General features: G+C 59.7%; 12 protein-coding genes. 8 read left to right on the top strand and 4 right to left on the bottom strand.

Annotated elements, in window-relative coordinates:
• Positions 1–86 precede the first annotated feature (86 nt).
• The 5 genes from B0H98_RS02725 to astB are packed head-to-tail and all read left to right on the top strand — an operon-like array spanning position 87 to position 6,274.
• A complete protein-coding gene (locus tag B0H98_RS02725; RefSeq protein WP_106373519.1) occupies positions 87–1,301 on the top strand; it encodes an aspartate aminotransferase family protein in 1,215 nt (404 codons plus the stop codon).
• 37 nt (positions 1,302–1,338) lie between these two features.
• Complete coding sequence (locus B0H98_RS02720; protein WP_106373518.1) at positions 1,339–2,406, top strand: arginine N-succinyltransferase; 1,068 nt, start codon at positions 1,339–1,341, stop codon at positions 2,404–2,406.
• On the top strand, positions 2,406–3,434 hold the full coding sequence (gene astA / locus B0H98_RS02715) for an arginine N-succinyltransferase (RefSeq protein WP_106373517.1): 1,029 nt from the start codon (positions 2,406–2,408) through the stop codon (positions 3,432–3,434). The genes B0H98_RS02720 and astA overlap by 1 nt, the downstream gene beginning before the upstream one ends.
• An 18-nt stretch (positions 3,435–3,452) precedes the next feature.
• Complete coding sequence (gene astD, locus B0H98_RS02710) at positions 3,453–4,925, top strand: succinylglutamate-semialdehyde dehydrogenase (protein WP_106373516.1); 1,473 nt, start codon at positions 3,453–3,455, stop codon at positions 4,923–4,925.
• On the top strand, positions 4,922–6,274 hold the full coding sequence (gene astB, locus B0H98_RS02705) for an N-succinylarginine dihydrolase (protein ID WP_106373515.1): 1,353 nt from the start codon (positions 4,922–4,924) through the stop codon (positions 6,272–6,274). Before astD ends, astB begins: the two co-directional genes overlap by 4 nt.
• A 4-nt stretch (positions 6,275–6,278) precedes the next feature.
• On the opposite strand, the gene B0H98_RS02700 is transcribed toward astB, so the two are convergent.
• Together B0H98_RS02700 and B0H98_RS02695 are read right to left on the bottom strand one after the other, a co-directional pair.
• Positions 6,279–6,875 (bottom strand): putative adenosine monophosphate-protein transferase Fic, encoded by a 597-nt coding sequence (locus tag B0H98_RS02700; protein ID WP_208623568.1) that lies wholly within the window; start codon positions 6,873–6,875, stop codon positions 6,279–6,281.
• On the bottom strand, positions 6,875–7,039 hold the full coding sequence (locus B0H98_RS02695; protein WP_106373513.1) for a YhfG family protein: 165 nt from the start codon (positions 7,037–7,039) through the stop codon (positions 6,875–6,877). Before B0H98_RS02695 ends, B0H98_RS02700 begins: the two co-directional genes overlap by 1 nt.
• A 64-nt stretch (positions 7,040–7,103) precedes the next feature.
• Here B0H98_RS02695 and B0H98_RS02690 point away from each other — a divergent pair, with 64 nt between their 5' ends.
• Entirely contained in the window at positions 7,104–7,529 is a 426-nt protein-coding gene (locus B0H98_RS02690; RefSeq protein ID WP_106373512.1) for a GNAT family N-acetyltransferase, read from the top strand.
• A gap of 15 nt (positions 7,530–7,544) precedes the next feature.
• Here B0H98_RS02690 and B0H98_RS02685 read toward each other — a convergent pair whose 3' ends face one another.
• Positions 7,545–8,489, bottom strand: a complete 945-nt coding sequence (locus tag B0H98_RS02685; RefSeq protein WP_106373511.1) for a DMT family transporter — start codon at positions 8,487–8,489, stop codon at positions 7,545–7,547.
• Between the two features lie 70 nt (positions 8,490–8,559).
• On the opposite strand from B0H98_RS02685, the gene B0H98_RS02680 reads away from it, so the two are divergent.
• Together B0H98_RS02680 and B0H98_RS02675 are read left to right on the top strand one after the other, a co-directional pair.
• On the top strand, positions 8,560–9,057 hold the full coding sequence (locus tag B0H98_RS02680) for a MarR family winged helix-turn-helix transcriptional regulator (RefSeq protein WP_340162373.1): 498 nt from the start codon (positions 8,560–8,562) through the stop codon (positions 9,055–9,057).
• A 265-nt stretch (positions 9,058–9,322) separates the two neighbouring features.
• Positions 9,323–10,840 (top strand): Na+/H+ antiporter NhaC family protein, encoded by a 1,518-nt coding sequence (locus tag B0H98_RS02675; protein WP_106373510.1) that lies wholly within the window; start codon positions 9,323–9,325, stop codon positions 10,838–10,840.
• Between the two features lie 99 nt (positions 10,841–10,939).
• Here the strand turns inward: B0H98_RS02675 and B0H98_RS02670 are convergent, their stop codons facing one another.
• Positions 10,940–11,863 carry a LysR family transcriptional regulator gene (locus tag B0H98_RS02670; RefSeq protein WP_106373509.1) on the bottom strand — a complete coding sequence of 308 codons (924 nt, stop codon included), beginning with the start codon at positions 11,861–11,863 and terminating at the stop codon, positions 10,940–10,942.
• Between the last annotated feature and the right edge of the window lie 21 nt (positions 11,864–11,884).

Genomic DNA, 11,884 nt, shown 5'->3' with positions numbered 1-11,884 from the left:
AACTTACCGTCACATTGCTGAAAGCGGGCCGCGGCGTTTGACCCGTATACTGATGCTATTGACTGACTCGACTGGAGATATCGACCATGAGCACGACCCCGACCCGGCAGGATTTCGACCACTACATGACACCCAACTACGCGCCCCAGCAGATCATTCCGGTGCGCGGCGAGGGCAGTCGCCTGTGGGATCAGCAGGGGCGTGAGTACATCGATTTTGCTGGCGGGATCGCGGTGAATTCGCTCGGCCACTGCCATCCGGTGCTGGTCAATGCGCTTAAAGAGCAGGGTGAAAAGCTCTGGCATCTCTCCAACATCTACACCAACGAGCCGGCGCTCAAGCTTGCCAGAACGCTGGTCGAGCGCACCTTCGCCGACAAGGTGTACCTGTGCTCTTCCGGTGGTGAAGCCAACGAAGCCGCACTGAAGCTTGCCCGCCGCTACGCCGTGGATCATTACGGCGAGCAGAAGGACAAGATCATCTCCTTCAGCCAGTCCTTTCATGGCCGCACGCTGTTTACGGTGAGTGTGGGTGGCCAGCCCAAGTACTCCCAAGGATTTGGCCCGGTACCCGGCGGCATTCTGCACGCCACCTTCAATGACCTTGAAAGCGTGCGCCAGCTGGTCGGCGATGATACCTGTGCGATCATGGTCGAACCCATGCAGGGCGAAGGCGGCATCATCCCGGCAACGCCGGAATTTCTCACGGGGCTGCGCGAACTGTGCGACAAGCACAACGCGCTGCTGGTCTTTGACGAAGTGCAGACCGGCGCCGGGCGCACGGGCGAGCTCTACGCCTACAAGAATTATGGTATCACCCCGGATATTCTCACCAGCGCCAAGTCGCTGGGGGGCGGCTTCCCGGTAGGTGCCATGCTGACAAGTGACAAGGTAGCGAAGTCGCTTGCCTTTGGTACCCACGGCTCGACCTACGGCGGCAACGCTCTGGGGTCGGCGATTGCGCTGGCGGCCATTGAATTTATCGATACGCCGGAGGTGCTGGAAGGCGTGAAAACGCGCCACGACCTGTTCCGCGAGCACCTTGAAACCATCAACCGCAAGCACGGTGTGTTCAAGGAGATCCGCGGTATGGGCCTGTTGATTGGCGCCCAGATGTCGGACGCCTTTGAAGGCCGCGCCAAGGACATTCTGCCGCTGGCCATTGAAGAGGGCCTGATGGCGCTGATTGCCGGACCCAACGTGCTGCGCATGGCGCCCTCGCTGGTAATTCCTGAAGCGGATATTGCCGAAGGCATGGCGCGTCTGGAGCGGGCGATCGAGCGGCTTGTTGCCAACGCATGAGTCTGCCAACGGCAGTATCGAGAGAGGGAGCAGCCCCATGCTGGTGATTCGCCCGGTCAAGATGGCGGATATCGACGCGTTGGTGAACCTGGCCGAACACGCCACCCCCAGGCTCACCAACCTGCCCGCCAACCGTGAACGTCTAGAGGAGCGCATTGCGCGCTCCCAGGCAGCGTTTGACGGTGATATCGAGTTTCCAGGCAACGAGCACTACACCTTCGTTCTCGTGGATGAAGCGCGGGGCGACGAAGTGCTGGGAACGGCCACCATTCGCGCCCAGGCGGGTGCTCAGGAGGCCTACTACACCTACCGCCAGGAAACCCTGATTCACGCCTCGCAGCAGCTCAACGTACGCCGCGAGGTGCAGACTCTGGCGCTGTCTCATGAGGTGTCCGATGCCACGCTGCTGTGCGCCTACTCGCTGAATCCGCGCTATAAAGGCACTAGCGCTGAGAGCCTGTTGCGCCGTGCCCGGCTGATGTTTATCGCCCAATACCCCGAGCGCTTTTCGCGCATCCTGGCCGTGGCGTTTCCCGGCTATCTGGATGCTCAGAACGAGTCGCCCTTCTGGGAGAGCGTGGGGCGGCATTTCTTCGCCCGAAGCTTTCACGATATCAACCACATCGCTGGCGTGCGCTCCAAAAGCTTCATTGCCGAAGTCATGCCGCAGTTCCCGCTCTACCTGCCGCTGCTGACGCCCCAGGCGCGGGCGGCTATCGGGCGTGAACACCCGGCTCACGAAGAAGCGCTTCAGGAGATGCTCGCCGAGGGCTTCGTGCGCTCGCGGCATGTGGATATTTTCGACGCCGGCCCGATCGTCAAGGCCGAGCGCGAGCGCCTGGCCACCTTCTGCCGGGCGGCCTGGCACCCGGTGCGCCTGCGCCCGGAAGAGAGCCTGCCCGATGCCGAACCCGCCCTGATTGCCAACCAGGCCCTGGAAGGCTTTCGCTGCATCGTGGCCCGCTACGCGCTTTCCACCACCGGACAGCTGATGCTGTCAGAGGCCGATGCTCAGCGTCTGGGCGTTGAAGAGGGGAGGGCCGTGTTTGCCGCACCGCTCACGCTACCCACGGCGGTGGATGCCTTTGATGAAGGAGAAATATGATGCGCATTCGTCCCATTGCCCGTGCTGACGTGGACGGGTTGCTGGCGCTTGCGCAGCAGGCGGGGGTCGGCTTTACCTCGCTGCCCAGCAACCGCGAGTTCCTGGCCGGCAAGATCGAGTCCTCCGCCCGTGCTTTTGAAGAGCGCACCCCGGTCAACAATCGGCTCTACTTCTTTGTGCTTGAAGATGAGCAAAACGGCGAGCTGGCAGGCTGCTGCGCCATCGAGGGTCAGGTGGGCCATGAAGTGCCGTTCTACAACTACCGGCTGGGCCGGTTGGCACACTCCTCGGTTCAACTGGACCTGCACCGCACCATCGATACGCTGTTTCTGAGCTCGGATCATACCGGCGATGCCGAAGTGTGTTCGCTGTTTCTGCGCCCGGAATACCGGGGCGAGGAGAATCGGCACCTGCGCAACGGCGCGCTGCTTTCCAAGGCGCGCTGGCTGTTCATTGCCCAGTTTCGTGACCGTTTCCCCGAGAAGGTACTCGCAGAAATGCGCGGCGTGTTCGATGAGAACAACAAGAGCCCGTTCTGGGAAAGCCTTGGCAAGCACTTCTTTCCCATGGATTTCAACGAGGCGGACCGGCTCACGGGCCTGGGCCAGAAAAGCTTCATCGGCGAGCTGATGCCGCGCTTTCCCATCTACACCACGTTCATGGCCGAAGAGGCCCGGGCGTGTATCGGCCAGGTGCATCGCCATACCCGCCCGGCGCTTGAGATGCTCAAGAAAGAGGGCCTGCGCTGGGAAGGCTATATCGACATCTTCGACGGCGGCCCCACGGTAGAAGCCTATATCGATGACGTGCGCGCCGTGCGCAACTCCTCGCTCTATCAGGTGGAAGTGGCAACCGACGCGCCGGACGAGAGCGTCAGCCGCTGGCTGGCGGCAACCACGGATCTGGCATCGTTTACCGCCGCCTGGGTAGGGCGCGCACCGGTTGGCGACACCATCGTTTTAAGCAGTGCAGAAGCCAAGCGCCTGGGCGTTGCCACCGGCGACTCCCTGCGCCTTCTGGAAACCTGAAACCGTTAGGAGAGCATGATGCACGCCCAACAGCAGCAGCTTATCAACGGCGCCTGGGTAGATGGCGCGGCAGCATCGTTTGCCAAGCACGATCCCGTATCCGGCCATTTACTTTGGCAAGCCGCCTGTGCCGGCGATGACCAGGTGAAAGCAGCGGTTGCCGCGGCACGCACGGCTTTCCCCGGCTGGGCAAGAACCCCCTTCAGCGAGCGCCAGGCACTGGTGGAGCGCTTTGCCGACGTGCTTAAAGCACGCAGCGAGACGCTGGCCCGGGCCATCGCCTCGGAAACCGGCAAGCCGCTGTGGGAGGCTCGTACCGAAGCCGGCGCCATGGTGGGCAAGGTAGCGCTCTCGATCAAGGCCTACAACGAGCGCACCGGTGAGCGAGAGAAGGACGTCGGCAGCGCCAAGGCTGTACTGCGCCACCGCCCGCACGGCGTGATGGCGGTGTTCGGCCCTTACAACTTCCCTGGCCATCTGCCCAATGGGCATATGGTGCCTGCGCTGCTCGCAGGCAACTGCGTGGTGTTCAAGCCCAGCGACCAGACCCCGCTCACCGCGGATCTGACCCTGCAGTGCTGGCTGGAAGCCGGCCTGCCCGCCGGTGTCATCAACCTGGTACAAGGCGGCGTGCCGGTCGGGCAGGCGCTTTCTGCCCATCCCGGTATCGATGGCCTGCTGTTTACCGGCAGTGCCAAGGTGGGTGGCATGCTGCAACAGCAGTTTGCCGGTCAGCTGGACAAGATTCTGGCACTCGAGTTGGGCGGCAATAACCCGCTGGTGGTCAAGGATGTCAGTGACCAGCGCGCTGCCGTGCTGACCATTTTGCAGTCGGCGTTTCTCTCCGGCGGCCAGCGCTGCACCTGCGCCCGGCGTTTGATGGTGCCCAAGGGGGAGGCGGGCGATCGGCTGATAGAGGCGCTGAGCGAGGCCATTGCCAAGCTGCACGTGGCGGGCCAGTTCGAGGAAGAACCCGCGCCGTTTTATTCGGGCCTTGTCAGCGTGGCCGCCGCCGACGGCCTGCTGAAAGCGCAGGATGACCTGGAAGCCCTGGGTGGCACGGTGATCAACCGCATGCAGCGCGTGCAGGAGAATACCAGCCTTGTCAGCCCTGCGCTGATTGATGTCACCGGTCTTCAAGTACCTGATGAAGAGCATTTTGGCCCGCTGTTGAAAATCCACCGCTATCGCGATTGGGACGAGGCCATGGCGCTTGCCAACGATACTCGCTACGGGCTCTCTGCCGGGCTGATCGGCGGCGAGCAGGCCGATTGGGATGACTTTCTGCTGCGTATCCGCGCGGGTATCGTCAACTGGAACCGCCAGACCACCGGCGCCTCGGGGGATGCGCCCTTCGGCGGCGTGGGCGATAGCGGCAATCACCGCCCCAGCGCCTATTACGCGGCGGACTACTGCGCCTACCCGGTCGCCTCCATGGAAGCCGACACCCTGGAGATGCCCGAAACCCTGCCACCGGGAGTCAGCCTGTGAATACTCAGCCGAGTAGCCTTCGGGAAGTCAATTTCGACGGCCTGGTTGGCCCGACGCACAACTACGCCGGGCTGGCTGCCGGCAACCTGGCCTCAATGCGCCACGAGGGGTTGGTTGCCAATCCTAAAGAGGGCGCGCTTCAGGGGCTTTTGAAAATGAAGTCCCTGCTGGACGCAGGCTACGCCCAGGGTGTTCTGCCGCCCCAGCAGCGTCCGGATATCGGCGCGCTGAGAGATCTGGGCTTTAGCGGCAGCAATAGTGAAGTACTCGCCAGTGCTGCGCGCAAGGCACCGCAGCTGCTGCGCGCCGTGTGCTCGGCGTCCAGCATGTGGACGGCCAATGCGGGTACGGTCACGCCAAGCCTGGATGCGCCGGATGGCCGCGTGCACTTCACCCCGGCCAATCTGCAGTCGAGCTTTCACCGCTTTCTCGAACCGCAAACGACCGGTCGCGTGCTCCAGGCCATTTTTCGCAACGAGCAGCACTTCACTCACCACCCGGTACTGCCGGCAACGCCCGCTTTTTCCGATGAGGGCGCGGCCAACCATACCAGGCTTTGCGGCGAACACGGTGAGCCGGGCGTGCATCTGTTCGTGTATGGCCGCAAGGCGTTCGGCGGCGAGCATGAGCCCAGGCGCTACCCCGCGCGCCAGACCCTGGAGGCAAGCCAGGCGGTGGCCCGCCAGCATGGTTTGACCGAGGCACAAACCGTGTTCGCCCAGCAGCATCCGGATGCCATCGACGCCGGCGTGTTCCATAACGATGTCATCGCCGTGGGCAATGGAGCGGTACTGCTCTATCACGAAATGGCCTTTCTGGATGAACAGGGCACGCTCGATGAGCTGCGCGCCAAGATGGTAACGCCCTTGATTCCGGTGCGGGTGCCGGTGGAGGCGGTGAGCCTGGAAGACGCCGTTGCCTCGTACCTGTTCAACTCCCAGCTGCTCTCCAATCCGGACGGAACCATGACCCTGGTGGTGCCCGGCGAGTGTCAGGAGAACGAAGCGGTATGGCGCACGGTTCAGAATTATCTGCTGGCGGGCAACAACCCGATCAGCGAGGTCATCGTCAAGGATGTGAAGCAGAGCATGCGCAATGGCGGCGGCCCTGCCTGCCTGCGCCTGCGTGTAGTGCTGACTGAGGCCGAGCGCGCCGCGCTCTCAGGCCGCGTACTGCTCGACAATGCGCTGTACGAGGATCTCACCGCCTGGGTCAATCGCCACTACCGCGACCGCCTCGCACCGGAGGATCTTGCCGACCCGCAGCTTGCCAAGGAGTCGCTTGCCGCATTGGACGAGCTTACCCAGCTTTTGAGGACCGGTTCGGTTTATCCGTTTCAGTTGGGATAGAGGGTCAATCAGCAAGAGGTAAGCCGATACAGCGTTCAAAGATGGATGATAGAGGTCGATAGTCGCAATAATAGCCAGCGATATTCGCCTCTATCCACTCATCGCGCCCAAGGGGATGCCACGAAAGGCGATAGCCACAATTGATGATCAGGTGCTCGAAAAACAGCCGTTGAGCGCGGCCGTTTCCTTCACGAAAGGGATGAACGACATTTAGATCGCCATATAACTCAGCGCAGGCTGCTACGAGATCGGCTCTGCCAAGCTCTATAAAATAGTTCTGTTCTGCCAATTTCGTGAAAAGCTTTTCGGCTTCGGGAGTGATGCGATTGACATTGCAAAAGCGCGTATCGCCTTTGGCTATATCAATGGTGCGTATCTCGCCGGCCCAGCCATAGAGGTCATTGAATAGCTGGTAGTGGAGGTATTTAAAATACGAAAAATCGTAGGGGGGAGGCGAAAGATCGATGTTGTCAGCGTTGATAAGCGATAGCTCGCGCTCTGCCTCTTCAAGCTCTGCGGCGTCAACAATCCCGAGCTTATTGCGCAGAACTTGTGTGCCGACATAGCAATAAGGGTCTTGCCCAGTACCGTATTTATCCATCAACGAGCTTTATACTTTGTATATTTCGCCAATACATCCGCCTTGTCGGCTTTGGGCGCTTGAGGGTCGACGTTAATTCCTTCCAGCGCCATACTCGCCTGATAATTGGAACGTCTTACCTTTGCATGATAGCGGCGCTTTGTTTCCATGGAGACACTGTTCATAACCCATCCTTCGCCATTGCCTGTACTACTGACGAGTATAGCGGATCAAGAAAGAAGGCTCATCATGACGCCGCTCATTCAACCAACCAGCGATAAGGCCTTTGCCGAGCGGCTGGTTCGCCAGAACATGTCCAGCTACTACGATCAGTTGGGAATGCACTGGGATAGCGCCCTGTTCGAGCGCGACTGGTGTCGCTTTGAGGCATATCAGCTGATCATCAACGCCTGCCCGGTGGGGCTTTTGTGTCTCAATCACGATACGCAGGCCTTCTATATCCGCGAGCTGCAGATCGAGCCTGCCTGGCAGCGCCAGGGCTTCGGGGCAGCGGCCATCCGTTATACCATCGACAGAGCGCGCCAGACGAGCATCGACACGCTGCGCCTGCGGGTATTCTGCATCAACCCAGCCATGGCACTTTACCAACGCATGGGCTTTTACGTTCTTAAAACAGAAGGGAATACCCATTATATGGAGCGGCGTATCGTTTAGCCCGCAATCAGCCGGTTATCTGCTGGCCCGGTTGCGGGCGGGCCGCTTCACTTTATCCATGTTGAGAAGCGCGATGCCGGTTGCAATGAACGCTGCCCCCAGCAGCAAACCCTCAGGAGCGCTTTCGCCCTGAACGAAGATGGCTACCGGCACGCCGAACAGCGCACCCACCGACCCTAGAAGGCTCAGCAGCACCGGGCCACCGGTTTTCTGCAGCAGAAAGAGCAGCAGGAACTGCCCCGCAAAAACGACTGCCTGAACGGCGATTAACAGTATTACCACGGGTTGGTTGCCCGCAAGGCCCAGCGAAAGGCCCGGTATCAGGCTCACCCCCAGCAGCAGTACGACGGCAGCGACCAGCATGCCCGGCGCCAGCGCCTCGCCGGAAACGCCTTCTGGCCAGCGCAGCGTGCGGTAAAGATTGCCGATGGCGAGCAGTACCGGACCCAGCAGGGCCAGCAGGATCCAGCGCACGTCGGCATCGGGAGCGGCCATCTTGTGGGCGGCGAGGGTGATGGCGCCCGCCAGCGCCGAGGCAACACCTACGGCGCGCATGACCTGGAATCGCTCCATCTTCAACACCAGCGCGCCGAGATAGGTGAGAAGCGGCGGCAGGGTGATGACCAGCGCGACAAAGCCGGCGCCAATGTGTGCAATGGCCGAAAAGAACAGCAGGTTGGAACCTGCTACACCCACCAGCGCCGACACTGTGTAGTACTCGAGAGTACGCGCGTTGACCGGCGGTAGCCTGCCCCGCGCCGCAGCAAGCGCCAGCAGAATGAGCGCGGCGCCACTCAGCGACCAGAACAGAAACGCCAGAGGCGAAAGTGCCACGTCACCGGCCAGCTTGGCCAGGTTGGTGGAAAGACCCAGCAGGGCGCCGCCCGTCAGAAGATAAAAAAGCGCACGGAACCGGCTCTGTTGGGGAATTGCGTTACGTGACGCTTGCGTCTGTTGCATGGGTAGTCTCGTCTATTTATCTCGATATCAAGGTATCTGGGTTTTTAGCTTGACGTCAAGGTAAAAAGACATGAGCATGGCCGTTATGGATCATGTCGATAGAATACTCACGCAGTGGCAGCGCCAGCGCCCGGACCTGAACGTGGCGCCAATGGGGACGCTTGGCCGTCTCAAGCGGCTTAACCACGTGCTCATGCGCGCCATGGAGAAAACCTGGGCAGAATACGGGCTGAATGACTCGAGCTTTGACGTGCTGGCCACGCTGCGCCGCGAAGGGCCACCTTATGCGCTTTCGCCAAGCGACCTGATGGCTTCCACCATGGTGACCTCAGGCACCATGACTCACCGGCTCCAGCAGCTGGAAAAAGCGGGATTGATTGAGCGCGTAAAGAACCCCGCTGATGGCCGAGGGTTTCTGATTTCGCTTTCCGACAAGGGCTTCGCGCTGATTGATGAAGCGGTGGCTGCTCATGTCGAAACCCAGAAAGTGCTAGTGAGCAGTCTGAGTGAAGAGCAGCGCAGCCAGCTCGATGCGTTGCTGAAGCAACTGCTGGCGAATTTATCCTGATAGAGCAAGGCGGTAACCGAGCGCTTACTTGTATGAGAGATTGATTATATTTCTGCAATATACGATATTGTGCGCCGCAATGAGCGGGTAACGTGCTGGCGCACTCACCCCAAGCCTTCGAAGACGCCATTACGCTAATCGAACCTGTCAGTGCTGGTCTTCTCTAACTCTCCATCATCCTGAAAAGGGCGCATGAGTCATTGGCGGCGCTTATCCGGGCATTTGCGATTTTCAATAAAGGCCACCCTTTCAGGAGTAGAACGATATGGAGAATATGGGATTCGTATCCCTAGTCCCCCCGCTTTTGTCCATCGCGCTTGCCGTTACGTTTAGAAATGTGATCATTTCGCTTTTCGTGGGCCTGTTTACGGGAATATTGATTCTGACCGGGGGCAATCCGCTCGAGGCAACTACCAGCACCATCCGCGATTACCTCTCCCCGCAACTGACCGATAGCTACAACGCTGCCGTTATCGTTCTGCTGTTTTTTATCGGTGGGTTTGTCTCCCTGGTGGAGCATTCCGGTGGTGGGGCGGCAATGGCGAGACGCACCGTTGCCTATCTGAACACCAAGGCCAAGACGCAGCTGGCGGCATGGTGTGGTGGCCTGATCATCTTCTTTTCAGATATGGGTACGCCCCTGATCGTAGGACCCGTGTTCGAAAAGATCTTCGACAAGGTCAATGCCTCCCGTGAAAAGCTTGCCTGGATTCTGGACTCCACGTCGTCGCCGGTCGCTATCCTGATCCCCTTTATCGGTTGGGGGGTCTATGTGATGGGGCTTATTGGCGAAGAGTTCGATCACCTGGGTATCGCGACACCGGAATTCAGCGCCTTCGTGCAAGCCATCCCCTTTCAGTTCTATGCGATTCTGACAGTGCTGGCAGTGCCTACGGTTGCCATCGCGCGTATCGACTTTGGCGCGATGAGGCGGGCAGATCAGCGTGTCAAGGAAACCGGCCAGCTCTATTGGCCAGGCTCGAGGCCGCTACGCAACGTAGATGCCGATCAGGCGCATACAGGAGTCGAAAGTCATCCTTCTCTGATCTGGCTGCCTCTGGGCGTTCTTTTCGTGACTCTTTTCGGACTTTTGATAGCAGCCGGTTTTCCCTTTGAAACCGTGCCGGGAAGCGATTTTCGAGTGGCGCTGAGCACGGCCTACCTCTTTGCGTCTGTCGTCCTTATCGCGATGATGCTCTATTTCAAGGTAAAGCGGCTAGAGGCCATCTTCGATACCTACCTCGCCGGCCTGCAAAAAATGGTCAGCGTGGTGCTGATTCTGGTGCTTGCCTGGTCGCTTGGGTCGCTGCTCAAGGAAATGGGCACTGCCAGTTATATCGTGGAGTTGACGAAAGGCACGATTCCGCCCTTCATTGTGCCCACGATCATTTTTCTTTCGGCGGCAGGCATGTCCTTCGCTACGGGCAGCTCCTGGGGAACGTTCGCCATCATGCTGCCATTGGCCATCCCCATGGCGGCGGGTCTAGAGGCGCCAGTGATCGTCAGCATCGCAGCGGTATTGTCAGGCGGTATCTTCGGTGATCATTGCTCACCAATTTCCGATTCAACCATTCTTGCCTCAACCGGGGCCGGGTGTGATCACATCGATCATGTCAAGACGCAGCTGCCCTATGCGCTGATCAATGGCGGCATAGCGCTGGTGTCCTTCATTATCGCCGGGATAACGCAGAGTAGCCTCACCGTACTGGTCAGCGTGGTGGCAATGGTTGCGATATTCTACTTGCTGGCAAAGCTGCAGAGTAAAAAAGCGCTAGCGTATTAGCGTTCAGGGCGCGCCTTTCGGCCTTCGAGAAAGGCGCCCTTGTTACTTCGCTCAAGCAGTCGCAGGTCAGGCTCAAATAACAGGCACATGAATGTGGTTTTACTCCGCCTGAGCATTCTGCTTCGATGCAGTGGCGCGACTGGCCTTGGCGAGCTTTTCGGACACGCCTTCGGTGATGGCGGCCATGAAAGCGCGCACTCGGGCAACGTGGCGCAAATCCGGGTGGGTCAATAGCCAGAGCTGTGTTGTCAGCGCGTCAATCGGCTGACTAAGCCTCAGCAGCATTTGATCCGCATCGCCCAGGTAGCAGGGCAGCACGGTGATGCCCGTGCCCTGACGGGCCGCCAGTTGCATCCCCAGCATGCTGTCCAACCGGTAGGTCGCGTTTTTATCCATCATCCACTTTTCAAGCGCTGCATCACCCAGGTGAACGTCGGGGCCTATCCAGTTCTCTTTTAGCATCAAGGAAGGCTCGAACAGGGCAGGAGTAGCCTGCCAGTGCTCCTTCTGACCATAAACCGCCAGCGTGATATCGCCTACCGCGCGGCCCACCAGCGTTTCAGGCGGTTTACGGGTCGGGCGTATGGCAATATCCGCCTCTCTGCGTGAAAGGCTTTGCACCTGATTGGAAATCACCACTTCAAGCGTGATGCTGGGATACTGCTGGCGAAACTCGGCTATCACCGGGCACAGCAACCCAGCAAACAGCGTATCCGTGGTGGTAATACGCAGAGTGCCGGAAAGCTTCAAATCCTGTCCGATGACACGTCGCTCGGCGCTGTTGACCTCGTCTTGAACACGCTCGGCCGTCGCCGCCAGGTCTTCCCCGGCCAGTGTCGGAGTATAGCCGTGGCGGTGGCGTTCAAACAGGGTGGCGCCCAGGCGGGCTTCAATCGCGTTGAGTCTGCGAAACACGGTGGCATGGCTGATATGCAATCGGCGGCTGGCACCGGATAGCGAACCTGCCCGTGCTATCGCAAGCACCACCTGTAGATCATCCCACTTTAAATGCTGTTCATTCATGCAAAGCCGTTTCTCGATTTC

The organism is Vreelandella songnenensis, from assembly GCF_003002925.1.
Lineage (GTDB): Bacteria > Pseudomonadota > Gammaproteobacteria > Pseudomonadales > Halomonadaceae > Vreelandella > Vreelandella songnenensis.
The sequence above is the reverse complement of the archived record's forward strand: the minus strand, read 5'-3'. Positions and strand labels throughout refer to the sequence as shown.